Genomic DNA, 24891 nt, shown 5'->3' on the forward strand with positions numbered 1-24891 from the left:
ATGATCCGCATCCTGTTGGCCGACGACCACCCGGTGGTACGCGAGGGCCTGCGCGGCATGCTCAGCGCCGAGCCGGACTTGGAGGTCGTCGCGGAGGCCGCGAACGGCCCGCAGGCGGAGGCGCTGGCCGCGCAGCTGCTGCCCGACCTGGACCTGATCCTGATGGACCTGCGGATGCCGGGCGGCGACGGCGTAGAGTCCATCGCCCGCATCGGCGCGGCCGGGCTGCCGGTGAAGGTGGTGGTCCTGACGACGTACGAGAACGACCGGGACATCCTGCGCGCGGTGGAGGCGGGGGCGGCGGGCTACCTGCTGAAGGACATGGCGCGGGCGGAGCTCGCGGCCGCGGTACGGGCGGCGGTGCGGGGCGAGACGGTGCTCGCCCCGACGGTGGCGAGCCGCCTGGTCGACCAGCTCCGCACCCGGCCGGAGCGGCCGAGGCTGTCGGACCGGGAGGTGGCGGTGCTCCGCCTGGTCGCGGAGGGGGCGACGAATGCCGAGATCGGCCGTCGCCTGTTCGTGGCGGAATCCACGGTCAAGACCCATCTGCTCCGCGTCTTCGGAAAACTGGAGGTCACGGACCGCACTGCGGCGGTGACCACGGCGATGCGCCACGGCCTGCTGTGACGGGCGCCGCCTTCCCCCGGTCCGATGGCGACGCCCCGGACCGGGGGTACGACGAAAGGGCGGGGCCGGGAGGGTTCCGCGCAGCGGAACGGCTCCCGGCCCCGCCCGAGGCTCGGCGGTCGTGGCCCTCAGGCCAGCTTGGTCCGCAGGACCTCGACCACGTCCGTCACGGCGACCGGGGACTGCTCCCCGGACTCCATGTCCTTCAGCTGGACCACGCCCTCGGCGAGGTCACGGTCGCCCGCGACGATCGCGAACCGCGCGCCCGACCGGTTGGCGTCCTTCATCGCACCCTTGAGGCCCTTGCCCCCGTACGAGATGTCGGCGGCGACACCCGCCCGCCGCAGCTCGGTCACGAGGCCGAACAGGACCGGCTTCGCCTCGCCCAGCGCCACCGCGAACACCGACGTCGCCGGCGGGATGTCCAGTTCGACGCCCTCCGCTTCGAGCGCCAGCACCGTACGGTCCACGCCCAGCGCCCAGCCCACCGACGGCAGCGCCGGACCGCCGATCATCTCGGACAGGCCGTCGTAGCGACCGCCGCCGCCGACCGCCGACTGCGACCCAAGGCCGTCGTGCACGAACTCGAACGTGGTCCGCGTGTAGTAGTCCAGCCCGCGCACCAGCTTCTCGTCGTCCTCGAAGGCGACTCCGGCCGCCGTGATCAGCGTCCGCACCTCCTCGTGGTACGCCTTGCACGCGTCGCACAGGTAGTCGCGCAGCATCGGCGCACCGACCAGCTGCTTCTGGACGTCCGCCCGCTTGTCGTCGAGCACGCGCAGCGGGTTGATCTCGGCGCGGCGCACGGTCTCCGCGTCCAGGTCCAGCCCGCGCAGGAAGGACTGCAGCGCCTCCCGGTACACCGGGCGGCACTCCTTGTCGCCCAGCGAGTTCAGCAGGATGCGGAAGTTGCGCAGGCCCAGCGCGCGGTACGCCTGGTCTGCCAGGATGATCAGCTCGGCGTCCAGCGCCGGGTCCTCGGCGCCGATCGCCTCCGCGCCCACCTGCGAGAAGTGGCGGTAGCGGCCCTTCTGCGGGCGCTCGTAGCGGTAGTACGAGCCCGAGTACCAGAGCTTCACCGGCAGGCCGCCGGCCTTGTGCAGGTTCGCCTCCAGCGCCGCGCGCAGCACGGAGGCGGTCCCCTCGGGACGCAGCGCCAGATTGGCGCCGCCCTTCGTGGTGAGGGTGTACATCTCCTTGGTCACGATGTCGGTGGACTCACCGACACCGCGGGCGAACAGGTCCACGTCCTCGAAGCCGGGGGTCTCGACGTACCCGTAGCCGGACAGCCGGAGGGGGCCGGAGATGGCGTCCCGGACGGCCAGGTACTTCGCCGAGTACGGCGGGATCAGGTCGTACGTGCCCTTGGGGGCCTTGAAGGTACTCACGAAACTCTCGTCACATTCCTCGTCGTGGAGCGGGCGCGGCATCACTGGGTGTCGCTCCGAGGCCGGCGGCGACCTCCCGCAGGTACGGGTTCGTCGCGCGCTCACGGCCGATGGTGGTCTGTCCGCCGTGTCCGGACAGCACCACGGTCGAGTCGTCGAGCGGCAGGCACACGCGGGCCAGCGATTCGAGGATCTCGGCGTGGGAGCCGCCGGGCAGGTCGGTGCGTCCGATGGAGCCGGCGAAGAGCAGGTCGCCCGAGAAGAAGACCGACGGGACGTCAGCCAGCTCGGGCATCCTGAAGGTCACCGACCCCTTGGTATGGCCGGGCGCATGGGCCACCGTGAAGTCCAGACCGGCCAGCTTCAGCGCGGCGCCGTCCGTCAGCTCGCGGACGTCGTCCGGCTCGCCCACGGCGATCTCGCCCATGAGCGGCATCCCGATGGAGCGGCCGAGCGCCTTCTCGGGGTCGCTCATCATGTAGCGGTCCTCGGGGTGGATCCAGGCCGGTACGTCGTGCGCTCCGCACACCGGGACCACCGAGGCGACATGGTCGATGTGGCCGTGGGTGAGGACGACCGCGACGGGCTTGAGCCGATGCTTCTTCAGCGTCTCCTCGACACCCCGGGTGGCCTGGTGGCCCGGGTCGATGATGACGCACTCCTCACCGGCGGCGGGGGCGACCACGTAACAGTTGGTCCCCCAGGCCCCTGCGGGGAACCCGGCAATCAGCACGTTCGTCCTCAATCGTCGTCCAGTGGGAGTTTCGGCAGCGGCCGTGGATAGGAATGCTGCTGCTCAGAGCCTACCGGCGCCGCTCGTTACACAGCGAACCCATATACGGTACGGCCTATCCGAGCCCGGACAGCGGTGCCAGATACGTACAAGGAGACGACCCGGTGGTCACGAGCGATCAGCGGCGGCGACAGCTCGCCAGGGAGAAGTACGAGCGCCAGCAGAAGCGCCGGGCCGAGGCCCAGCGCAAGTCACGGCAGCGAGCGGCGGTGATCGGCGCGGCGGTGGCCGTGGTGGTCGCGACGCTGGTCGGCCTGGTCGTGGGCGGGGTCTTCGACAAGGACAAGAAGGACCAGGCGGCCGACCCGTCGGCGAACCCGTCGGCCTCGCCCACGCCGAAGCAGTCCCCTGCGCCGGCGATGGCGATCGACAAGAACGCGAAGTACACCTTCGACCTGAAGACCAGCGCGGGTGAGATCAAGTTCGAGATGGACGCGGCGAAGACGCCGGAGACCGTCAACTCGTTCAAGTCGCTCGCGGACAAGGGCTTCTTCAACAACACCAAGTGCCACCGCCTGACCACCTCCGGGATCTTCGTGCTCCAGTGCGGTGACCCCGAGGGCACGGGCATGGGCGGCCCCGGCTACACCATCGCGGACGAGAACCTCGACTCGCTGGGCAAGCCGAACGAGCAGGGTCAGGTGATCTACCCGGCGGGCACGGTGGCGATGGCCAATACCGGCCAGCCGCACAGCGGCGGCAGCCAGTTCTTCCTGGTCTACAAGGACAGCCCGCTGGCTCCGTCGTACACGCCGTTCGGCAAGATCGACGCGGCGGGCCTGAAGGCGCTTGAGGCGGTGGCCAAGGCCGGCACGGCCGACGGCGCGCAGGACGGGGCCCCGAAGACCCCCGTGACCATCGAGAAGGGCGCCGTCAGCCAGAACTGACGGGTCCGGCGACCGCGGGCCCGGCCGGCGACCGCCCGTACGGCGATATTCCGTCGTGCGGGATGCGGACAGCTGGCCCGGCGGTCGCCTATGTTGGCGTTGTGCAGGGCGGGCGCTGCCCGCCCCAGGAAACTGTGGACGATGCCCAGGGGGTGAACCCCTCGCAGGCATCAGGTGGAGGAGGCGCTGTGAGCAGCGACCCGTGGGGCCGCGTCGACGAGACGGGCACCGTGTACGTGCGTACTGCCGAGGGCGAGAAGGTCGTCGGCTCGTGGCAGGCGGGCACCCCTGAGGAGGCCCTGGCCTACTTCGAGCGCAAGTACGAGGGCCTGGTGGTCGAGATCGGCCTCCTCGAACGGCGGGTGCGGACCACCGATCTGTCCGCCAAGGACGCGCAGACCGCGATCGACCACCTGCGCACGCAGGTGGAGGAGCACCACGCCGTCGGTGACCTCGACGCCCTGCGCGTCCGGCTGGACAAGCTGGTCGCGACCGTGGAGTCGCGGCGCGAGGAGCGCAAGGTCCAGAAGGCCAAGCAGACCGACGAGGCCCGTGCGGCCAAGGACGCGCTGGTGGCCGAGGCCGAGGAGCTGGCGCAGAGCGACCAGTGGCGCAGCGCGGGCGAGCGGCTGCGTGCCCTGGTGGACACCTGGAAGGGGCTGCCTCGTCTCGACCGCAAGTCGGACGACGAGTTGTGGCACCGCTTCTCGCATGCCCGCTCCGCCTTCTCCAAGCGCCGCAAGGCGCACTTCGCCTCGCTGGACGCGCAGCGCGAGGACGCCCGCAAGCTCAAGGAGAGGCTGGTCGCGGAGGCCGAGTCGCTGTCGAAGTCGACCGACTGGGGTCCCACGGCCGCCCGTTACCGCGAGTTGATGGCGGACTGGAAGGCCGCGGGCCGGGCGCAGCGCGAGGCCGAGGACGACCTGTGGGACCGCTTCCGCGGTGCCCAGGACGTGTTCTTCGCGGCGCGCGGCGAGGTGTTCGCGGAGCGTGACGCCGAACAGATCGAGAACCTGAAGCTGAAGGAAGAGCTGGCCGACGAGGCCGAGAAGCTCGTCCCGGTGACGGATCTGAAGGCGGCCCGTGCCGCGTTCCGTTCCCTCAACGAGCGCTGGGAGGCCATCGGCCACGTGCCGCGGGACGCCCGTCCGAAGGTCGAGGGTCGCATGCACGCGGTGGAGCGGGCGATCCAGGAGGCCGAGGAGGGCGAGTGGCGTCGGACGAACCCGGAGGCGCGGGCCCGTGCGGCCGGTCTGACGGGCCAGCTCCAGGCGGCCGTGGACAAGCTGCGCGAGCAGATCGACGCGGCTCGTGCCGCGGGCAACAATGCGAAGGCCGACAAGCTCGCCCGTGAGCTGGAGGGCCGCCAGGCCCTGCTGGACCAGGCGCTGAAGGGCCTGGAGGAGTTCGGCGGCTGAAGCTGCTGAGATCGGCCGAGATCGGCTGACGTCGGTTGGCGTCGGCCGGGCTCGCCCGTTGCACGAACGAGGGCCCCGGTACGTGCGTACCGGGGCCCTCGTTCGTGCGGCCGGACGGCCGGTGCTACGGCCGGCGGGCGGAGGTGACGCGGTAGACGTCGTAGACGCCCTCGACGCTCCGTACCGCCTTCAGGACGTGGCCCAGGTGCTTGGGGTCGCCCATCTCGAAGGTGAACCGGGAGGTGGCGACGCGGTCGCGGGAGGTCTGGACGGCCGCCGAGAGGATGTTCACGTGCTGGTCCGACAGGACCCGGGTGACGTCCGAGAGGAGCCGGGACCGGTCCAGCGCCTCGACCTGGATGGCGACGAGGAAGACGGAGGACTGGGTCGGCGCCCATTCCACTTCCAGCATCCGTTCGGGCTGCTGGGAGAGGGAGTCCACGTTGACGCAGTCCGCGCGGTGAACCGATACGCCACTGCCGCGCGTGACGAACCCGATGATCGGGTCGCCGGGCACCGGGGTGCAGCAGCGGGCCAGCTTGACCCAGACGTCGTCCACGCCCTTGACGACCACGCCGGGGTCGGCGTTGCCGCGCCGCTTGCCGCGGGCACGGGACGGCGGGACGCTCTCCTCGATGTCCTCGTTGGCGGCTTCCTCGCCACCGAGGGCCTGCACCAGCTTCTGCACGACGCCCTGCGCGGCCACGTGGCCCTCGCCGATCGCCGCGTACAGGGAGGAGATGTCCGGGTAGCGCATCTCGTGCGCGAGGGTGACGAGCGAGTCGCCGGTGAGGATGCGTTGGATCGGCAGGTTCTGCTTGCGCATGGCCCGCGCGATGGCGTCCTTGCCGTGCTCGATGGCCTCGTCGCGGCGCTCCTTGGAGAACCAGGCGCGGATCTTGTTGCGGGCCCGCGGGGACTTGACGAAGCCGAGCCAGTCGCGTGACGGGCCCGCGCCCTCGGCCTTGGAGGTGAAGACCTCGACGAGGTCGCCGTTGTCGAGGGTCGATTCCAGCGGGACGAGCCGGCCGTTGACGCGTGCGCCTATGGTCCGGTGACCGACCTCGGTGTGGACCGCGTACGCGAAGTCCACCGGAGTGGCGCCGGCGGGCAGCGCGATGACGTCACCCTTGGGGGTGAAGACGAAGACCTCGTTGCGGGAGAGATCGAAGCGCAGCGAGTCGAGGAACTCGCCCGGGTCCTCGGTCTCCTTCTGCCAGTCCAGCAGTTGCCGCAGCCAGGCCATGTCGTTGACCGTGTCCTGGCCGGCGCTGCCCTTGGCGGCCTGCGGGACGTCGGTGCGGACCTTGGAGGCGCCCGCGACGGTCTGCTGCTTGTACTTCCAGTGCGCGGCGATGCCGTATTCGGCGCGCCGGTGCATGTCGAAGGTGCGGATCTGGAGTTCGACCGGCTTGCCGTTGGGTCCGATGACCGTCGTGTGGAGCGACTGGTACATGTTGAACTTGGGCATCGCGATGTAGTCCTTGAACCGGCCGGGGACCGGATTCCATCGCGCGTGCACCGTGCCGAGGGCCGCGTAGCAGTCCCGTACCGTGTCCACGAGGACGCGGATGCCGACCAGGTCGTAGATCTCCGCGAAGTCCCGACCGCGGACGATCATCTTCTGGTAGACGCTGTAGTAGTGCTTGGGCCGACCGGTGACGGTGGCCTTGATCCGGGCCGCCCGGAGGTCGGCCTGCACCTCGTCGGTGACGATGGTGAGGTACTCGTCGCGCTTGGGGGCGCGCTCCGCCACCAGCCGGACGATCTCGTCGTACATCTTGGGGTAGAGGATCGCGAAGGCGAGGTCCTCCAGCTCCCACTTGATCGTGTTCATGCCCAGCCGGTGTGCCAGCGGGGCGTAGATCTCAAGGGTCTCGCGGGCCTTCTTCTCCTGCTTCTCCCGCTTGAGGTAGCGCATGGTGCGCATGTTGTGCAGGCGGTCGGCCAGCTTGATGACCAGGACCCGGGGGTCCTTGGCCATGGCGACGACCATCTTGCGGACGGTCTCCGCCTGGGCGGCTTCGCCGAACTTGACCCGGTCGAGCTTGGTGACGCCGTCGACGAGCAGGGCCACGGCGTCGCCGAAGTCGCGGCGCAGGTCCTCCAGCCCGTACTCGGTGTCCTCGACGGTGTCGTGCAGCAGACCGGCCATCAGGGTGGCCGGGTCCATGCCGAGCTCGGCGAGGATGGTGGTCACCGCGAGCGGATGGGTGATGTACGGATCGCCGCTCTTGCGCTTCTGACCGCGGTGCCAGCGCTCGGCCACCTGGTAGGCCTGCTCGATCTGGCGCAGCGTGGCCGTCTCGATCTTCGGATCGTTGCTGCGGACTATGCGGAGCAGCGGTTCCAGTACCGGGTTGTACGGGTTGGAACGCTGGACGCCGAGGCGGGCGAGCCGTGCGCGCACGCGGTTGGAGGACCCGGCCGACTTCGCGGACGCGGGCTTCGCGGGCGCCGGCTTCACGGGCGCCGGCTTCACGGGCGCCGGCTTCACGGGCGGGGCCGGCGGGGGCGTGGCGGGGTGAGCCGCGGCCTGCTCGGCCTGCGGGTCGGGCTGCGCGGCGGAGATTGGCTGGACCTCGTCTGGCAAGAGCGCTCCTCTGGGGGTCCCCCCCGGACGGAGTCCCGGGGGGAGGATCCGGTGCCCCGGTCAGGTCCGGATAAACCATGGTAGCGAGGGTTGCCCCGGCCCGTTCGCCGTGCCCACCACCCGGACGTGGCACGGGCCCCCGGTGATGCGGAAGCGGGCGGGTACCCCGGGGTCCCGGGGTACCCGCCCGCTTCGCGGTGGGTTTCGTCAGACGACGATGAGCACGTCCAGCGGGGCCCCCGCAAGGGCGCCGGCCAACCGCTCGCGGCCCGGCAGGAACGACAGCTCCATCAGGACCGCCGCACCGGCGACCTCCGCGCCGGCCCGCCGGATCAGCGAGAGCGAGGCTTCGGCGGTGCCTCCGGTGGCCAGGACGTCGTCGATGACCATGACCCGGTCGCCGGCCGTCAGGTCCTCGGCATGGACCTCGATCTCCGCGGTGCCGTACTCCAGCTCGTACGCCTGCGCGAGCGTGGCCCCCGGCAGCTTGCCGGCCTTGCGGACCGGAACGAAGCCGATGCCCGCCTGCACCGCCACCGGGGCGGCGAGGATGAACCCGCGCGCCTCCAACCCGACGATCTTCGTCGCGCCGTACTGCCCGGCCAGCTCCACCAGCGCCTGCGTCAGGGCCGCGAAGGCCTTCGGGTCCGCCAGCAGCGGGGTGATGTCCTTAAACATCACCCCGGGCTTCGGGTAGTCCGGGACGTCCTTGATCCGGCTGAGCAGCAGCTCATGTACCTCGGGGGACAGCACGCTCACCGGCGCCGTCCCGCGCGGCCCTGGGCCACGATCTGCGGCGCGTCCTCGGTCTCGTAGTCCCCGTCGGCGGACTCGCCCTTCGCCGCCGCGGCCGCCCGCTTGGCGAGCACCCGCTTCTTGAGCGCCTTCATCGACGGCTCGCGCTCCTTGAAGTCCACGACCAGCGGGGTCGCGATGAAGATCGAGGAGTACGCACCGGCTGCGAGGCCGACGAACAGCGACAGCGAGATGTCGTTCAGCATGCCCGCGCCCAGGAAGCCGCCGCCGATGAAGAGCAGGGCACCGACCGGGAGCAGCGCCACGACCGTGGTGTTGATCGAGCGGACCAGGGTGCCGTTGATGCTGCGGTTGGCGATCTCGCTGAACGTGTAGCGGGTCTGCTTGGTGATGTCCTTCGAGCCCTCCTTCAGACCGTCGAAGACGACGACGGTGTCGTAGAGGGAGTAACCGAGGATCGTCAGCAGACCGATCACGGTGCCCGGCGTGACCTCGAAGCCGACCAGCGCGTACACGCCGACGGTGATGGTGAGGTCGTGGATCAGGGCGATCAGCGCGGCGACCGCCATCCGCCACTCGAAGGCGATGGCGAGGTAGATCACCACGAGGACCATGAAGACGCCCAGGCCGGTCCAGGCCTTGTTCGCGATCTGGTCGCCCCAGCTGGGACCGACCAGGTCCGCGTTGATGTCGGCCTCGGACACCTTGAGGTCGGTGGCGAGCTGCTTCTTCACACCCGCCGCGGAGTCCGTGTCCAGACCCGAGATCTGGATGCGCAGACCGCCGGTACCGAGCTCCTGGACGATCGCGTCGTGGCCCGAGGCCTTCTCCGCCTCCTCGGTCGCCCTGGCGACGGAGACGGCCGTCTTCGGGGTGGTGAAGACGGCACCGCCCTTGAACTCGATGCCCATGTTGAGGCCCTGTACGGCCAGGGCCACGATCGCCGTGATGGTGATCAGGATGGAAACGCCGTACCAGATGAAGCGCTTGCCGACGAAGTCGTAGCCGACCTCACCGCGGTACAGCCTGGCGCCGAGATCTCCCAGCTTCGACATCTCTCACGCCTCCTTTACGTCGACGGGAGCGGTGACGGAACCGGAGCCGGTGCGACGGGACCGGCGCAGCGGCGGCTTGGCGCCGAGCCGCTTCGGGTCCAGTCCGGACCAGGGGTGACCGCTGGAGAAGAACTTCGTACGGGCCATCAGCGTCATGATCGGCTTGGTGAAGAGGAACACCACGACCACGTCGAGCAGGGTGGTCAGGCCGAGGGTGAAGGCGAAGCCCTGCACCTTGCCCACCGTGACGATGAAGAGCACCGCGGCGGCCAGGAACGACACGAAGTCGGAGACCAGGATGGTGCGCCGGGCGCGCGGCCAGGCCCGCTCCACGGCGGGACGCAGGGTGCGGCCCTCGCGGATCTCGTCGCGGATGCGCTCGAAGTACACGATGAACGAGTCCGCCGTGATGCCGATGGCCACGATCGCACCGCAGACGGCGGGCAGGTTGAGCGCGAAGCCGATGCCCTTGCCGAGCAGCGCCATGATCGTGTACGTGAGGATCGCGGACACCATGAGGCTGACGATGGCGATGAAGGACAGGCCCCGGTAGTACACGAGCAGGTAGATCACCACGAGGGCCAGGCCGATGGCACCGGCGATCAGGCCGGCCTTCAGCTGCTCGCCGCCGAGCGCGGCGGTGACGGTGGTGACGCTGTCCTCGCTGAAGGAGAGCGGCAGGGCGCCGTACGAGAGCATGTTGCCCAGGTCCTGCGCCGTCTGCTGGGTGAAGCCGCCGGAGATCTCGGCGTTGCCGCCGGTCAGCGCCTGGCTCACGGACGGGTCGGAGACGACCTCGCCGTCGAGCACGATCGCGAACTGGTTCTGCGGCATCTGCTTGGTGGCGAGCTCACCGGTGATCTTGGCGAACTTGTCGGCGCCCTTGTCGGTGAACTGCATGGTGACGATCCACTGACCGCGCTGCGGGTCGATGACGCCCTTGGCGTCCTTCACGTCCGTACCGGCGACACCGGCGGGACCGAGGATCCACTTGCCCCAGGTGTTGCCGCGCTTGCCACAGGCGAGCGTCGGCTCCTCGGGCTTGGCGCCCTTCCCCGCCGCGGCGCGCTGCGCCTCGTTGGTGCAGTCCAGAGCGGCGAACTTCGCCTGGAGGTCGGCGGCAGCCGCGTCGGCACCTGACGGGGCCGGTGTCGGAGCGGGAGCCTTGGTGTCGTCTGCCTTCTTCGACTCGCTCGCCGAGGGCGAGGGAGTGGGGGTGCTCGGGGCCTTGAGGGCCTCGCTGAGCACACGGCCCTGGGAAGTGGCGCTGGACGACGGGGTGACCGACGCGCTGGGCTTGGCGCTGCCCTCGGCCTTCGGAGCGCCGGAGGGGCTCACGGAGGGGCTCGGCGTGGCCTCGGGGGCCGCCGGGGCGCCGTCCGCGAAGGCCAGGACCGGGCGGAAGTACAGCTGGGCGGTGGTACCGACCTGCTCGCGAGCCTGCTTCTCGTTCGTCCCCTTGGGGATGTTCACGATGATGTGGTCGCGGCCCTGGGTCTGGACCTCGGCCTCCGAGACGCCGAGACCGTTGACGCGGCGCTCGATGATGCCGACCGCCGTGTTCATGTTGGTCTCGTTGATCGCGTCCGGCTTGCCGGGCTCGCTCTTGGCCTTGAGCGTGATGCTCGTACCGCCCGCGAGGTCGATGCCCAGCCGGGGGGTCGTCTGCTTCGTGAGGAACATCCCCGCGGTGAGCGCCACCATTGCGATCAGGATGATCGCCAGGGCACGCCCCGGCCTCCCCTGAGCCCCCGTGGGCCGCCGGCCCTTCTTCGGTGCTGCCACCTTGTCGTATCTCCCTGTCCAACCGCCCCGCGCCGGGTCAGCGCGCGGACGGCCACGAAATGTGTGGTGGGGACCCCTGCCCCCCGCAGAAGTGTCACTGACGGGGACCGCGCCGGTCGCCGGTCAGGCGCCCTCGCGGTCCCGGCCGCGCGCTACTTCGCGCCGGCCTCGCCGTCGGCCTTGCCGTCCTTCGGCTCCGTGTCGTCGGACCCCTCGGCCTTGGGCTCGTCCGCCTTGGGCTCGTCCTTCTTGCCCAGGTCGAGCTTCGGGGCCTCGGTCTCGTCCGCGCCCTTGTCGAGGGTGATCGAGGAGGCGTCGTCCGGGACGACGGGCGAGTCGAGGGTCAGATCGTCACCGGTGCCGTGGACGATGCGGTTGTACTCCGCGTCGTCCAGCACGGCGCCGATGGAGTTCTTCGCGTAGATCGCGTGGACACCGGGGGCCACCTCCAGGGTGACGGTGTCCTCGCCGATCTCCTTCACCGTGGCGTACATGCCGCCGATGGTGCGGACGCCGGTACCGGGCGTCATGTGGTCGCGCATCTGCGCGGCCGCCTGCTGCTTCTTCTTCGCGGAGCGGGTCATCAGGAACATCGCCCCGATGAGCACGATGAACGGGAGGAGTGTCATGAGATTCACGGGACGGAGATCCTTCTCACGACCGCACGGGAGACGGCCAGTTTCTACGGGGGTGGGCACACCGACCCGAAGGGTCGGCATCGGCGGAGTCTAGGCGAGTCCGCACCGATGGAACAACGCCCAGCATGGCACCGCAGTTCCTGACGGGGCGAACCTCCGCGCCGTCAGGCCCCGAACAAGCCCTGTTGTCCGCTTGATCCACTCCCACCGTGCTGCGGCGGGACGAGCCCCAGGTGAGCCCATGCGGCGGGGGTCGCGACCCGCCCCCTGGGGGTCCGTGCGAGCAGCCCCTCGCGGACGAGGAACGGCTCGGCGACCTCCTCCACCGTCTCCCGCTCCTCGCCGACGGCGACCGCGAGGGTGGACAGCCCGACGGGGCCGCCGCCGAACAGCTTGAGCAGCGCCTCCAGCACGGCACGGTCGAGGCGGTCGAGGCCGCGCGCGTCCACCTCGTAGACCTGGAGGGCGGTACCGGCCACTTCGCGGGTGATCACTCCGTCGGCCCGGACCTGGGCGTAGTCGCGGACGCGGCGCAGCAGGCGGTTGGCGATGCGCGGGGTGCCGCGGGAGCGGCCGGCGATCTCGGCGGCGCCGGCCGTGTCGATCTCCACGTCGAGGAGGCGGGCGGAGCGGTGGATGACGCGTTCCAGCTCCTCGGGAGCGTAGAACTCCATGTGCCCGGTGAAGCCGAAACGATCGCGCAGCGGCGGCGGCAGCAGACCGGCCCGGGTGGTCGCCCCGACGAGGGTGAAGGGCGGCAGCTCCAGCGGGATGGCGGTGGCCCCCGGGCCCTTGCCGACGATCACGTCGACCCGGAAGTCCTCCATGGCCATGTACAGCATCTCCTCGGCGGGCCGGGACATGCGGTGGATCTCGTCGAGGAAGAGGACCTCGCCCTCCTGGAGGGAGGAGAGGATCGCGGCGAGGTCGCCTGCGTGCTGGATGGCGGGACCGGAGGTGATCCGGATGGGCGCACCCATCTCCGCCGCGATGATCATGGAGAGGGTGGTCTTCCCGAGGCCCGGAGCACCCGACAGCAGGACGTGGTCGGCGGTGGCCCCGCGCTGGAGGGCCGCCTTCAGGACGAGGTCCAGTTGCTGACGGACCTTCTCCTGGCCGACGAACTCGCCGAGGTCCTTGGGGCGCAGGGCGGCCTCGATGGCGGTGTCCTCGCCGTCCGCCGCCGGCGCCACGATGCGCTCTCCTGCGGTCGTGGCGTCGGTGTCGTCGTCCCAGTTCACGGGTGTCTGCCTTCGTCTCGTGCGTTCTTCGTGTGCGGGCCGGGCGGGGCCCCCGCGGGGCAGTTCCCGTCCCCCGGCCCTCGCCCGTTGCCCCGGCTCCCGCGCGGGGCCCGGGAGAGGCCCCGCGGGGTGCTGCGGATCAGCGGGCCCGGTTCAGGGTCTGCAGGGCGGCCCTCAGGAGCTGCGGAACGGGGGCGCTGCCGCCGGCGGCGATCGCCGCCTCGGCCTGCGGCGTCACCGCCGAGACCGCCTCCTCCGCCTCTCGGGAGGCATAGCCGAGCCCGACGAGGGCTGCGGAGAGCTGTTCCGTCCACGGCGCGGGCCCCGCGGCTGCCGCCCGCTGGGCCCCGACCAGCGCTCCGGTGCCGAGCGGCTGGCCCAGCTTGCCCTTCAGCTCCAGCAGCAGCTTCTGGGCGCCCTTCTTGCCGATGCCGGGCACGGCCATCAGGGACTTCTCGTCCCCCGTCGACACGGCGAGGCGCAGCGCGTCCGGGCTGTGCACCCCGAGCATCGCCTGGGCCAGCCGCGGGCCGACCCCGCTGGCGGTCTGGAGCAGTTCGAAGACCTGCCGCTCGTCGTCGTCGGCGAAGCCGTACAGCGTGAGGGAGTCCTCCCGTACGACCAGCGAGGTGGCCAGGCGCGCCGTCTCCCCCAGCCGCAGGCCGGAGAGGGTGGTGGGCGTGCACTGGACGGCCATGCCGACTCCGCCGACCTCGATCACGGCCAGGGTGGGGGCGAGCGCGGCGACCGGGCCGCTGACGAAGGCGATCATGAGGGGCGGCCTTTCGAGGCGTGCAGGGCGACCGCCTGCTGGAGGCGGTTCTGGGCGGGGGCCCGCCAGATGTGGCAGATGGCGAGTGCGAGGGCGTCCGCGGCGTCGGCCGGTTTCGGCGGGGCGGAGAGCCGCAGCAGCCGGGTGACCATCGCCCCGACCTGCGCCTTGTCGGCCCGGCCGGCGCCGGTGACGGCGGCCTTGACCTCGCTGGGGGTGTGCAGGGCCACCGGGAGTCCCCGGCGGGCGGCGCAGAGCATGGCGACGGCGCTCGCCTGGGCGGTCCCCATCACGGTGCTGACGTTGTGCTGGCTGAAGACCCGCTCCACGGCCACCACTTCGGGCCGGTGCTCGTCCAGCCACTGCTCGATGCCCTGCTCGATGGCGACGAGCCGCTGCCCCAACTCCGCATCCACCGGGGTCCGTACGACCCCCACACCGATCATGGTCAACGGACGGCCGGCGACGCCCTCGACCACGCCGACGCCGCACCGCGTCAGCCCCGGGTCCACGCCGAGAACTCGCACCCGCCCCTCCCCCTTTGCGCCTGAACGGGCGCCGCTCTCGCGGTCCCGGCTGATCGCCGCGGTGGTTCCTGCATCGATGGTTACGGCTCGAACGGACGAACAGCCGCCGCTCGCCGTCAGGCTATCCGGCGCCACTGACATCGCGCACAAAGCGACGGCGGGCCGGCGGGGTGTGTTCCCCGCCGGCCCGCCGCTGATGCCGGATCAGGCGTCGACCTTCTCCATGACCTCGTCCGAGACGTCGAAGTTGGCGAAGACGTTCTGCACGTCGTCGCTGTCCTCCAGCGCGTCGATCAGCTTGAAGATCTTGCGCGCGCCCTCTTCGTCCAGTTCGACCTGCATGGTCGGGACGAAGCTGGAGTCGGCCGAGTCGTAGTCGATGCCCGCCTCCTGGAGCGCGGTGCGGACCGCGACCATGTCGGTGGCCTCGCTGATGATCTCGAAGGTGTCACCGTTGTCGTTGACTTCTTCGGCTCCGGCCTCGAGCACCGCGCCGAGGACGTCGTCCTCGGTCAGCTCGCCCTTGGGCAGGATGACGACGCCCTTGCGGTTGAACAGGTACGAGACCGAACCCGGGTCGGCCATCGAACCGCCGTTGCGGGTCATGGCGACGCGCACGTCGGACGCGGCACGGTTGCGGTTGTCGGTGAGGCACTCGATGAGCACCGCGACACCGTTGGGACCGTAGCCTTCGTACATGATCGTCTCGTAGTCCACGCCGCCGGCCTCAAGGCCGCCGCCGCGCTTGACCGCGGAGTCGATGTTCTTGTTCGGGACCGAGCTCTTCTTGGCCTTCTGGATGGCGTCGAAGAGGGTCGGGTTGCCGTCGATGTCGGCGCCGCCCATACGGGCCGCGACCTCGATGTTCTTGATCAGCTTCGCGAAGAGCTTGCCGCGCTTGGCATCGATCACGGCCTTCTTGTGCTTCGTCGTAGCCCATTTAGAGTGGCCGGACATCCGCCTGTCTCCTTCGCGTCACCAACAGTGTTCGTCCCCGATCCTACCGGGACCTGATTACAGCCCCGCGCGCACCATGTCGACGAAGTACGCGTGGACGCGGTCGTCGCCGGTCAGCTCGGGGTGGAACGAGGTGGCCAACACGTTGCCCTGACGCACGGCGACGGTGTGGCCGTCGTACGTGGCGAGCACCTCGGCGGCGCCACCGACCGACTCGACCCACGGGGCGCGGATGAAGACGCCCTCGACCGGGCCGCCGGCGATGCCGGCGAAGTCGATCTTCGCCTCGAAGGATTCGTTCTGCCGGCCGAAGGCGTTGCGGCGGACGATCATGTCGATGCCGCCGAGCGTCTCCTGGTCCTCACGACCGTCGAGCAGCTTGTCGGCGAGCATGATCATGCCGGCGCAGGTGCCGTACACGGGCATGCCGGCACGGACACGCTCGCGCAGCGGCTCCAGCATGCCGAACAGGACGGCGAGCTTCGACATGGTCGTGGACTCGCCGCCGGGGATCACCAGGGCGTCGACCTCGGCGAGCTCTTCGGGACGCCGGACCGGCCTGGCCACGGCGTCCGCCGCGGCCAGGGCGATCAGGTGTTCCCGTACATCGCCCTGGAGGGCCAGGACACCGATCACGGGGGTTTGGGTCATGACCGACTACCAGCCGCGGTTGGCGTAGCGCTCGGCCTCGGGGAGGGTGTCGCAGTTGATGCCGACCATGGCCTCGCCCAGGTTGCGCGACGCGTCCGCGATGATCTTCGGGTCGTCGAAGAAGGTGGTGGCCTTCACGATGGCGGCGGCACGCTTGGCCGGGTCGCCCGACTTGAAGATGCCGGAGCCGACGAAGACGCCCTCGGCGCCGAGCTGACGCATCAGGGCGGCGTCGGCCGGGGTGGCGACGCCACCGGCGGAGAACAGCACGACCGGGAGCTTGCCGAGCTCGGCGACTTCCTTGACCAGCTCGTACGGGGCGCGCAGCTCCTTGGCGGCGGCGTACAGCTCGTTGTTGTCGAAGCCGCGCAGCTTGGCGATCTCGTTCTTGATCTGGCGCAGGTGACGGACGGCCTCGACGACGTTGCCGGTACCGGCCTCGCCCTTGGAGCGGATCATGGCCGCGCCCTCGGCGATGCGGCGCAGGGCCTCGCCCAGGTTGGTGGCACCGCAGACGAAGGGGGTGGTGAACGCCCACTTGTCGGAGTGGTTGACCTCGTCGGCCGGGGTCAGGACCTCGGACTCGTCGATGTAGTCGACGCCGAGGGACTGCAGGACCTGGGCCTCGACGAAGTGACCGATGCGGGACTTGGCCATGACCGGGATGGAGACGGCCTCGATGATCTCTTCGATCATGTTCGGGTCGGACATGCGCGCCACGCCGCCGTCCTTGCGGATGTCCGCGGGGACCCGCTCCAGGGCCATGACGGCCACGGCGCCGGCGTCCTCGGCGATCTTGGCCTGCTCGGCGTTGACCACGTCCATGATCACGCCGCCCTTGAGCTGCTCGGCCATGCCGCGCTTGACGCGGGAGGTGCCGATCGCGGACTCAGCGGACTGCGGGGTGGAGGGAAGCGTGCTCACGGATTGACCTCACTCGAAGGAAGACGGGTGCTGCAGTTTGCTACTGGGCTGAGCAAACCGTCCCGGACCAGTCCACCGCAAGGGCCAATGAGGAGCCGGTGGCTCCTTCCAAGTTGGCCGTCGGGTACAACTCGACGGGTCCGGGTGGGTCCGGGTGCGTAGCCCGCGACGCCGCCCGGACCCACCCGACCAGCTCAGGGCCGGTCGGCAAGATCCACCGGGGGCTCGTCGTCCATCTCGAAGGCCAGCGGGAAGGGGGCGTGGCCGGCCAGTCGGAACCAGCGGACCTTGCGGTGGCGGCGCAGCGCGCGGGCGGCCCGTACGGAGTCGTTGTGGAAGCGCCGCGCCATCGGCACCCGGCGCACGGCCGCGGCCAGCTCCTCGGCGGCGGCCTCACCACCGGGAGCCTCCTTGAGCACTTCCACCTGGGCGGCGTCTGAGAACACCGCGCGCAGGGCCTGGCTGAGCTCGCTCTCGGCGACCTCGCGGTTCTCCTCCTCGGCCTGGCGGGCGCCGTGGGCGGCCTCGTACAGGACGATCGAGGAGGCAGGGTCGAGGACCCCGGAGGTGGCCACTTCGAGCACCACCGACGCACGCCGTACGAGCTGCGCGTCGAGGGCGGCGCGGGCGGCGTCCATCCGCGAGTGCAGCCGGTCCAGCCGTCCGGCGGTCCAGCTGAGGTAGACGCCGATGACGCCGAGCGCCAGGGCAGTCCAGACAAGGGTTTCGATCACGGCCGGCGACTCTACTCTTCGCCGCGTTACCCGCACCGCGCGCCCCCGGGGCCGCCCGGCCGTCCCGCGCCCGCGCAGCGTCCCGTGTCACATCGGACCGCTGCGCGGGAAGCCGGCGCGCGGAGGCCGTCAGGCCGAGGGGTCCCGGGTGAAGCCCAGGCGGTGGCGCAGGGGGACGCGTTCGTCCGTGGCCACCGCCGCCGCGCCGTCCGTCACCGTTTCGTAGACCGCCAGGATGTCCGCCCCGACCGTCGACCAGTCGAAGCGGCGGACGTGGGCCGAGCCGCGTGCGCTCAGTTCCGCCCGCCGGGCCGGATCGCGGAGCAGCGCCACCGCGCCGACGGCCAGCGCGTCCGCGTCCTCGTTCGCGAACAGCTCCCCCGCCGACCCCTGGTCCAGCACCTGCGCGAACGCGTCCAGGTCGGAGGCCAGCACCGCGGCCCCCGCGGACAGCGCCTCGACCAGGATGATGCCGAAGCTCTCGCCGCCCGTATTGGGGGCCACGTACACGTCGACGCTGCGCAGCAGGCGCGCCTTGTCCTCGTCCGAAACCATACCCAGGAACTCCACGCGGGAGCGCAGGTCGGCGGGCAGGGAGGCCACCGCCTCCTCCTCGTCGCCGCGTCCCGCCACGAGGAGCCGTACGTCCGGGCAATCCCGGACGATGCGGGGGAACGCTTCCATCAGGACCGGGAGCCCCTTGCGGGGTTCGTCGATCCGGCCGATGAAGCCGAGGGTCTGGCCGCCCCACTCCGCCTTCGGCTCGGCCGAGGCGAAGAAGTCCACGTCCACCCCGTTCGGGATGACCACGGCGTCCCCGCCCAGGTGCTCGACGAGCGTCCGGCGCGCGTACTCGCTCACCGCGATCCGCGCGCTGATCTTCTCCAGTGCCGGCTGCAGGATCGGGTACGCCGCGATCATGGCCCGGGACCGCGGGTTCGAGGTGTGGAAGGTGGCCACGATCGGACCCTGCGCCGCCCAGCAGGTCAGCAGTCCCAGCGAAGGCGAGGCCGGCTCGTGGATGTGGATCACGTCGAAGACGCCGTCGTGCAGCCACCGCCGCACCCGGGCCGCCGAGAGGAACCCGAAGTTCAGTCGGGCCACCGAACCGTTGTACGGCACGGGCACCGCCCGTCCCGCCGAGACCACGTACGGCGGCAGCGGTGTCTCGTCGTCCGCCGGGGCCAGCACCGACACCTCGTGACCGAGCCGGATCAGGTGCTCCGCGAGATCCCGGATGTGGAACTGGACGCCGCCCGGTACGTCCCACGAGTACGGGCAGACGATGCCGATCTTCACGCGGAGCGCTCCTCCAGGTCGTCCAGCCACAATCGCTGGAGCATGTGCCAGTCCTCCGGGTGCTCGGCGATCCCCCGGGCGAACGCGTCGGCCACCGCCTGGGTCATGACGGATGTCTTCTCGGTCCGGGTGCCGGCCTTCGGCACCGCCACCTCGGGGTGGATCCGGCCGTACATCTTCGGCGTTTCCCCGTAGTGCAGGGTCGCCGGGAGCAGCACCGCCCCCGTCTGCTGGGCCAGCAGCGCCGGCCCGGCCGGCATGCGCGCCGCCGAACCGAAGAAGTCCACCTCGACCCCGGAGGCCGACAGGTCGCGATCCGCGACCAGGCACACCAGGCCTCCGGAGCGGAGCCGGCGGGCGAGGGTCCCGAAGGCCACGCCGCCGTTGTGGGGCAGCACCTCCATGCCGAGGCTCTCCCGATAGGCCACGAAGCGGTCGTAGAGGGTCTCCGGCTTGAGCCGCTCGGCGACCGTGGTGAACGGGACGCCGATGTGGCCGATGGCCCAGGCGCCAGCGAGGTCCCAGTTGGCCAGGTGCGGCAGGGCGACGACGACTCCGCGCCCGGAGGCGAGTGCCTCGCGCAGCAGGTGCTCGTCCTCGAACTCGACGTCCGTGCTGAAGCGCTCGGGGTCCATGGTCGGCAGCCTGAAGGATTCCATCCAGTACCGCATGTACGAGCGCATGCCCGCCCGGGACAGTTCCCGAAGCCGCTCAGGTCCGGCGTCGGGCACGACCCGGGCCAGGTTCGACTCCAGCCGCAGCACGCCCTTGCCGCGCTTCTTCCAAACGAAGTCCGCTATCCGGCGGCCGAGGGCCACGGCGGCCGGCTCCGGCAGCTTCTTCACCGCGGCCCAACCGAGCCCGTACAGCCCGTCCACGAGCCGGTCCTGCACCGTGCCCATCAGGCCGCTCCCGCCTCGGACGCGGAGGCCTGCGCGTCGGCCTCCGCCGCCTCGCGGCGTACGGTGACCACCCGCTGGATCAAGGTGACGAGCGAGCCCGCGGCCACGACCCACAGGGCGATCGGCAGCAGCACGCCGAGCCACGAGGGCGCCCCGAAGGTCTGCAGCCCGGCCAGACCCGCCGCGACGAGAGAGATCACCAGCCGCTCGGCGCGCTCGACGAGCCCGTTGACGGCCACCGGCAAGCCGATCGACTCGCCACGGGCCTTGGTGTACGAGACGACCTGACCGCTGGCCAGGCAGAAGATCGCGACCGCGCACAGCGCGTTGTCGTTCCCGGAGCCCGCGTACCAGAGCGCGAGGCCGCCGAAGATCGCCGCGTCGGCCACCCGGTCGAGCGTGGAGTCGAGGAAGGCGCCCCAGCGGCTGGAGACACCGGCCTGGCGGGCCATGTTCCCGTCCACCAGGTCGGAGAACACGAACAGGGTGATGACGATCGTGCCCCAGAAGAACTCTCCCCTGGGGAAGAAGACCAGCGCTCCCGCCACCACTCCGGCCGTGCCGATGAGGGTGACGGCGTCCGGGCTCACCCCCCGCCGGAGCAGAAATGCGGCGAATGGCGTGAGAACACGCGTGAAGAATGCACGCGCGTACTTGTTCAGCATGGCCTTCCCGGAGGGTCGGTGGGCCGCACGGCCCCGTCGGCCACCGGCTGGCCCATCGTAGCCAGCGCCCCGGGCCCGTACCGCCGCGCACCCACCGGTTCGCGCCGGACGATCGCCGGCCGGTGTCCGCGCCGCGCTCCGGACCGCGCCGGGTACTACGTATGGACGCAGTGTGACGCCAGTGCAAAGCTCGAAGGACCCCGATCATCCTCCTCACCGTCACACCGGGAGGCACGAGCACCATGGGAGCCACATCACACCAAGCCGGAGCCGCCGGCAGGGCACCGACGGCCGACCGACCGTCCTCCGTACGGAACGTCGTGCTGGTCGGCCACAGCGGAGCCGGCAAGACCACACTGGTCGAGGCCCTGGCCCTGACGGCCGGAGCCGTCAAACGGGCCGGCCGGGTCGAGGACGGCAGCACCGTCTCCGACCACGATGAGATCGAACACCGGCAGCAGCGGTCGGTGCAGCTGTCCCTCGTCCCCGTCGAATGGGGCGGAATCAAGATCAACATCCTGGACACCCCCGGATACGCCGACTTCGTCGGCGAGCTCAGGGCCGGCCTGCGCGCCGCGGACGCGGCCCTCTTCGTCGTCTCCTCCTCGGACGGCATCGACGGCGCCACCCGCATGGTCTGGGACGAGTGCGAGGCCGTCGGCATGCCCCGCGCCATCGTCGTCACCCACCTGGAAGCGGCCCGGGCCGACTACGCGCAGATGACCACCGTCTGCGGCGAGATCTTCGGCGCCGAGGACCCCGACGCCGTCGTACCGCTCCACCTGCCCCTGTACGGCCCCGCCGGCCCCGACGGACACGCCCCCGTGGCCGGGCTCCTCGGCCTCCTCTCCCAGCGCGTGTACGACTACACCTCGGGGGAACGCGTGGAGCGCGACCCCGAGCCGGCCGAGCTCGCCCTCATCGCCGACGCCCGCTCCCGCCTCATCGAGGGGATCATCGCGGAGAGCGAGGACGAGAGCCTCATGGACCGCTACCTCGGCGGCGAGGACATCGACGTCAAGACGCTCGTCGACGACCTCGAACGCGCCGTGGCCCGCGGCACCTTCCACCCGGTCCTGATGGCCGCCCCCGCCGCCGACGGCGCCCGCCAGGGCCTCGGCACCGTCGAGATCCTGGAACTGATCACCGGTGGCTTCCCCACCCCGCTGGAACGGGCCCCCGTCGCCGTCACCGCACCGGACGGCGCCACTCGCCCGGCCGTCACCTGTGACCCGGAGGGGCCCCTCGTCGCCGAAGTGGTCAAAACCTCCTCCGACCCCTACGTCGGCCGCATCTCCCTCGTCCGCGTCTTCTCCGGCACGCTGCGCCCCGAGGAGACCGTGCACGTCAGCGGCCACGGCCTCACCGACCGCGGGCATGAGGACCACGACGTCGACGAACGGATCGGCGCCCTCTCCACCCCCTTCGGCAAACAGCAGCGGCCCCTGGCCCAGGCCATCGCCGGCGACCTCGCGTGCGTGGCGAAACTCACCCGCGCCGAGACCGGCGACACCCTCTCGGCCAAGGACCGGCCCCTGCTGATGGAGCCCTGGCCGATGCCCGACCCGCTGCTCCCCCTCGCCATCGAGGCCCACAGCAAGGCCGACGAGGACAAGCTCTCCCAGGGCCTGGCCCGGCTCGTCGCCGAGGACCCCACGATGCGGCTGGAACAGAACCCGCACACCCACCAGGTCGTCCTGTGGTGCCTCGGCGAGGCCCACCAGGACGTCGCCCTCGAACGGCTGCGCGCCCGCTACGGGGTCCAGGTCGATCCCGTCCCCCACAAGGTGAGCCTGCGCGAGACCTTCGGCGCCAAGGCCGCCGGGCGCGGCCGTCACGTCAAACAGTCGGGTGGTCACGGCCAGTTCGCCATCTGCGAGATCGAAGTCGAACCGCTCCCGCCCGGCAGCGGCATCGAGTTCGTCGACAAGGTCGTCGGCGGCGCCGTGCCCCGCCAGTTCATCCCGTCCGTCGAGAAGGGCGTACGCATCCAGGCCGCCCGCGGGGTCGCGGCCGGCTATCCGCTGGTCGACGTACGCATCACCCTCCTCGACGGCAAGGCGCACTCGGTGGACTCCTCCGACGCCGCGTTCCAGACCGCCGGCGCCCTCGCCCTGCGCGAAGCCGCCGCCCAAGCGCGCATCCACCTCCTCGAACCCGTCGCCGAGCTCACCGTCCTCGTCCCCGACGAGTACGTCGGTTCGGTCATGAGCGACCTCGCCGGCCGCCGTGGGCGCGTGGTCGGCACCGAACAGGCCGGTACCGGCCGCACCCAGGTCCGCGCCGAGATCCCCGAGATCGAGATCGGCCGGTACGCCGTCGAACTGCGTTCGGTCTCGCACGGCACGGGCCGGTTCACCCGCTCCTACGCCCGGCACGAACCGATGCCGCCCCAGATCGCGGAAAAGGTGCGCGAACAGGCCGAGAAGGGAACCTGATTGACGTAGCGCCAGGGACCGCCCACCCAATCGTCTTGCGGTGGGCGGCTTTTCCCTGTCCCATGACCATGGGAAGAGATACGCCGATAGGCTCATCTGCGCGCCAAAAGGGCACAACGCACAGCGATGGGGGCAGCGGTGGCGGACGACGGATTCGACTTCAGGCCGGGGGCGCAGGTGCCTCTTCAGGGGGCCGGCGGCCAGACCGCGGCGACCAACGCGCTCGCCTCGGCCGCGTACCGGGACGGCGGCAAGGACACGAAGCTGTCCGCGATACTCACGGCCGACAACGAGTACCACAAGTCCACGGTCAAACCTCCGAAGATCTCGCTCTTCGAACCCAACCTGGGCGAGGCCTTCTGTCGGGCCGTCGAGGCCCGCACCCTCGCCAGCGGGCGCAAGCCGCTGATCCAGTCCTTCGGCCTCGACCCGCAGACCGTCGTCGAGCACTGCCTGGCCGCCTCCCGCATCCGCAAGGAGCGCGACCGCAAGCTGCGGCTGATCATGCTGATCGCGGGCGTACTGTTCCTGCCCGGCCTGCTGCTGTGGCTGGGCCTGTTCCAGCTCCGCAGGACCCTGGCCGGCAGCGAGGGCAAGCACTCCTCCTGGATGGGCACCCTGCTGCTCGTCGGGGTCGCCGTCGTGGCGGCCGTCCTCATGTTCCGGCTGCCGTTCACCGGCTTCCTCGGCCTCTACCTACGCGGCATGATCATCGCCCCCGCCGTCGGCTGGCTCCTCGCCCGCCGCATCTGCGAGGCCACCGCCGCCGACCTGCGCTCACGCTGGGACGGGCTGCTCGCCGGCAACGGCATCGGCGCCAAGATCCCGGAGGCGGTGCCCGGCAACCCCGACGAGAAGGCCCGCGAGGACCTGCGCCACTCGCTCGCCAAGCTCACGGCCGAGGACCGCAGCAACTCCGTCTTCTACGCCGGCCCCAAGGGCATCCTCGGCATGGGCACCCGCTGGGGCAGCTGGCAGATGGCGGAGGAGCTCGTCCCCAAGACCGAGGGCATGGAGATCCACCCGTTCCGCAGCTGGGACGTCATACGTGCGATCGACACCGAACTGCGCAAGCTGGAGCGCGGCCCGCTGCACACCGGGGGACTGCCGCCGGCCTCGATCCAGCACTGGATCGTCACTCCGGTCGGCGAGGGCGCCGCGGAGGTGGCCCGCCCCACCGGAGCGGACGTGGACACCTTCCTGATCAAGTCGCACGAGATCACCCGGATCTGCAACGAGCAGCAGTTCAGCGGTGGCAACCGGCACTACCTCGGCATCCAGTACCCGCTCTGGGACGGCCAGTTGGTGATCACCATGCTGGTGACGGTCACCGTGCTCTACAAGACCCTGCGCGTCGAGGTGACCGGCCACGCGCTCGGACCCGTGCACGGCCTGTTCACCAGCAAGTCCGCGGCCCCGACCGTCGAGGTGCCGAAGTCCATCCGGTTCTGGGAGACCGTGGAGCGGCCCCTCCCGCTGGTGGACGCCCAGGAGGTGGTCCGCCTCGCCGTCCGCGCCCCGTTGACCTGGTTCCCGCCGATCCTCGACTTCTTCGGCGGGAAGCTGGTCCTGCCCGAGCCCTTCGGCCTGCGCCACGTCTGGGCGGGCCAGCCCTGGCGCCACCGGTTCATGGCTGATGACGCGCTGCGCGCCGCGACCCCGGTCCTGCGGGCGGTGCACGCGGCCGCGATGCGGGTCCTGGAGGAGAACGGCGCCGACATCGACCGCTTCAGCAACCGCTCGATGATCGTCAGCGGGCTCGTCCAGGACGCGTCCCCGCGCAAGGCCGACGTCTACGAGGCGTAGCGGGCCCCCTGTGGCCGGACGGCGTCGCCCGCCGC

22 protein-coding genes are annotated in these 24891 nt (G+C 70.8%); 5 read left to right on the forward strand and 17 right to left on the reverse strand.

The genetic code is table 11. From position 1 onward, the window contains the following. Nucleotides 1–627, forward strand: a complete 627-nt coding sequence (locus tag ABZZ20_RS13645) for a response regulator transcription factor (protein WP_356869587.1) — start codon at nt 1–3, stop codon at nt 625–627. Between the two features lie 128 nt (nt 628–755). Here ABZZ20_RS13645 and hisS read toward each other — a convergent pair whose 3' ends face one another. Both hisS and ABZZ20_RS13655 read right to left on the reverse strand, forming a co-directional pair. Further along, nucleotides 756–2015 carry a histidine--tRNA ligase gene (hisS, locus tag ABZZ20_RS13650; RefSeq protein WP_356869588.1) on the reverse strand — a complete coding sequence of 420 codons (1260 nt, stop codon included), beginning with the start codon at nt 2013–2015 and terminating at the stop codon, nt 756–758. Between the two features lie 10 nt (nt 2016–2025). Beyond that, complete coding sequence (locus tag ABZZ20_RS13655; RefSeq protein WP_356869589.1) at nt 2026–2748, reverse strand: MBL fold metallo-hydrolase; 723 nt, start codon at nt 2746–2748, stop codon at nt 2026–2028. A gap of 164 nt (nt 2749–2912) precedes the next feature. Between ABZZ20_RS13655 and ABZZ20_RS13660 the strand changes: the two genes are divergently transcribed. After that, nucleotides 2913–3695 (forward strand): peptidylprolyl isomerase, encoded by a 783-nt coding sequence (locus tag ABZZ20_RS13660; RefSeq protein WP_356869590.1) that lies wholly within the window; start codon nt 2913–2915, stop codon nt 3693–3695. Between the two features lie 188 nt (nt 3696–3883). Then, on the forward strand, nt 3884–5113 hold the full coding sequence (locus ABZZ20_RS13665) for a DUF349 domain-containing protein (protein WP_356869591.1): 1230 nt from the start codon (nt 3884–3886) through the stop codon (nt 5111–5113). A 124-nt stretch (nt 5114–5237) separates the two neighbouring features. Here ABZZ20_RS13665 and ABZZ20_RS13670 read toward each other — a convergent pair whose 3' ends face one another. The 15 genes from ABZZ20_RS13670 to pgsA form a co-directional block, all read right to left on the reverse strand. Then, nucleotides 5238–7706: a bifunctional (p)ppGpp synthetase/guanosine-3',5'-bis(diphosphate) 3'-pyrophosphohydrolase gene (locus ABZZ20_RS13670; RefSeq protein WP_356869592.1), complete on the reverse strand. Its 2469-nt coding sequence runs from the start codon at nt 7704–7706 to the stop codon at nt 5238–5240. Nucleotides 7707–7913: 207 nt separating this feature from the next. Next, entirely contained in the window at nt 7914–8465 is a 552-nt protein-coding gene (locus ABZZ20_RS13675; protein WP_356869593.1) for an adenine phosphoribosyltransferase, read from the reverse strand. After that, nucleotides 8462–9517 carry a protein translocase subunit SecF gene (gene secF, locus ABZZ20_RS13680; RefSeq protein ID WP_356869594.1) on the reverse strand — a complete coding sequence of 352 codons (1056 nt, stop codon included), beginning with the start codon at nt 9515–9517 and terminating at the stop codon, nt 8462–8464. Before secF ends, ABZZ20_RS13675 begins: the two co-directional genes overlap by 4 nt. Before the next feature lie 3 nt (nt 9518–9520). Next, complete coding sequence (secD, locus tag ABZZ20_RS13685) at nt 9521–11302, reverse strand: protein translocase subunit SecD (RefSeq protein WP_356869595.1); 1782 nt, start codon at nt 11300–11302, stop codon at nt 9521–9523. 152 nt (nt 11303–11454) lie between these two features. Further along, nucleotides 11455–11940, reverse strand: coding sequence for a preprotein translocase subunit YajC (gene yajC / locus ABZZ20_RS13690; RefSeq protein ID WP_356869596.1), 486 nt, complete (start codon nt 11938–11940; stop codon nt 11455–11457). A gap of 164 nt (nt 11941–12104) precedes the next feature. Then, a complete protein-coding gene (gene ruvB, locus ABZZ20_RS13695; RefSeq protein ID WP_356869597.1) occupies nt 12105–13181 on the reverse strand; it encodes a Holliday junction branch migration DNA helicase RuvB in 1077 nt (358 codons plus the stop codon). A gap of 139 nt (nt 13182–13320) precedes the next feature. Continuing rightward, entirely contained in the window at nt 13321–13953 is a 633-nt protein-coding gene (gene ruvA / locus ABZZ20_RS13700) for a Holliday junction branch migration protein RuvA (protein ID WP_356869598.1), read from the reverse strand. Next, nucleotides 13950–14480, reverse strand: a complete 531-nt coding sequence (ruvC, locus tag ABZZ20_RS13705) for a crossover junction endodeoxyribonuclease RuvC (RefSeq protein ID WP_356869599.1) — start codon at nt 14478–14480, stop codon at nt 13950–13952. Before ruvC ends, ruvA begins: the two co-directional genes overlap by 4 nt. 204 nt (nt 14481–14684) lie before the next feature. Continuing rightward, nucleotides 14685–15437 carry a YebC/PmpR family DNA-binding transcriptional regulator gene (locus ABZZ20_RS13710; RefSeq protein WP_136210956.1) on the reverse strand — a complete coding sequence of 251 codons (753 nt, stop codon included), beginning with the start codon at nt 15435–15437 and terminating at the stop codon, nt 14685–14687. A 57-nt stretch (nt 15438–15494) separates the two neighbouring features. Further along, nucleotides 15495–16088, reverse strand: a complete 594-nt coding sequence (gene pdxT, locus ABZZ20_RS13715) for a pyridoxal 5'-phosphate synthase glutaminase subunit PdxT (protein ID WP_356869600.1) — start codon at nt 16086–16088, stop codon at nt 15495–15497. 6 nt (nt 16089–16094) lie between these two features. Further along, nucleotides 16095–17012 carry a pyridoxal 5'-phosphate synthase lyase subunit PdxS gene (pdxS, locus tag ABZZ20_RS13720; RefSeq protein ID WP_356869601.1) on the reverse strand — a complete coding sequence of 306 codons (918 nt, stop codon included), beginning with the start codon at nt 17010–17012 and terminating at the stop codon, nt 16095–16097. 194 nt (nt 17013–17206) lie between these two features. Continuing rightward, a complete protein-coding gene (locus ABZZ20_RS13725) occupies nt 17207–17746 on the reverse strand; it encodes a hypothetical protein (RefSeq protein WP_356869602.1) in 540 nt (179 codons plus the stop codon). Between the two features lie 129 nt (nt 17747–17875). Beyond that, nucleotides 17876–19045 carry a glycosyltransferase family 4 protein gene (locus ABZZ20_RS13730; protein WP_356869603.1) on the reverse strand — a complete coding sequence of 390 codons (1170 nt, stop codon included), beginning with the start codon at nt 19043–19045 and terminating at the stop codon, nt 17876–17878. After that, on the reverse strand, nt 19042–19947 hold the full coding sequence (locus ABZZ20_RS13735) for a phosphatidylinositol mannoside acyltransferase (RefSeq protein WP_356869604.1): 906 nt from the start codon (nt 19945–19947) through the stop codon (nt 19042–19044). The genes ABZZ20_RS13730 and ABZZ20_RS13735 overlap by 4 nt, the downstream gene beginning before the upstream one ends. Further along, nucleotides 19947–20612: a phosphatidylinositol phosphate synthase gene (gene pgsA / locus ABZZ20_RS13740; protein WP_356869605.1), complete on the reverse strand. Its 666-nt coding sequence runs from the start codon at nt 20610–20612 to the stop codon at nt 19947–19949. The genes ABZZ20_RS13735 and pgsA overlap by 1 nt, the downstream gene beginning before the upstream one ends. A gap of 242 nt (nt 20613–20854) precedes the next feature. On the opposite strand from pgsA, the gene ABZZ20_RS13745 reads away from it, so the two are divergent. Together ABZZ20_RS13745 and ABZZ20_RS13750 are read left to right on the forward strand one after the other, a co-directional pair. Next, nucleotides 20855–23050: an elongation factor G-like protein EF-G2 gene (locus ABZZ20_RS13745; RefSeq protein ID WP_356869606.1), complete on the forward strand. Its 2196-nt coding sequence runs from the start codon at nt 20855–20857 to the stop codon at nt 23048–23050. Between the two features lie 138 nt (nt 23051–23188). Continuing rightward, the gene (locus tag ABZZ20_RS13750) at nt 23189–24856 is read left to right on the forward strand and encodes a hypothetical protein (protein WP_356869607.1); all 1668 of its coding nucleotides are present in this window, start codon (nt 23189–23191) and stop codon (nt 24854–24856) included. The last annotated feature ends 35 nt before the right edge of the window (nt 24857–24891 follow it).

It is taken from the genome of Streptomyces sp. NPDC006430 (assembly GCF_040612395.1).
Classification (GTDB): domain Bacteria; phylum Actinomycetota; class Actinomycetes; order Streptomycetales; family Streptomycetaceae; genus Streptomyces.

Bases quoted from the DNA above. Each gene is read 5' to 3' on its own strand.
- ABZZ20_RS13735 (WP_356869604.1), bottom strand. From the start codon at position 19,947: ATGGGCACGGTGCAGGACCGGCTCGTGGACGGGCTGTACGGGCTCGGT.
- ABZZ20_RS13645 (WP_356869587.1), top strand. From the start codon at position 1: ATGATCCGCATCCTGTTGGCCGACGACCACCCGGTGGTACGCGAGGGC.
- ABZZ20_RS13745 (WP_356869606.1), top strand. From the start codon at position 20,855: ATGGGAGCCACATCACACCAAGCCGGAGCCGCCGGCAGGGCACCGACG.
- ABZZ20_RS13710 (WP_136210956.1), bottom strand. From the start codon at position 15,437: ATGTCCGGCCACTCTAAATGGGCTACGACGAAGCACAAGAAGGCCGTG.
- secF (WP_356869594.1), bottom strand. From the start codon at position 9,517: ATGTCGAAGCTGGGAGATCTCGGCGCCAGGCTGTACCGCGGTGAGGTC.
- pdxT (WP_356869600.1), bottom strand. From the start codon at position 16,088: ATGACCCAAACCCCCGTGATCGGTGTCCTGGCCCTCCAGGGCGATGTA.
- pgsA (WP_356869605.1), bottom strand. From the start codon at position 20,612: ATGCTGAACAAGTACGCGCGTGCATTCTTCACGCGTGTTCTCACGCCA.
- ruvA (WP_356869598.1), bottom strand. From the start codon at position 13,953: ATGATCGCCTTCGTCAGCGGCCCGGTCGCCGCGCTCGCCCCCACCCTG.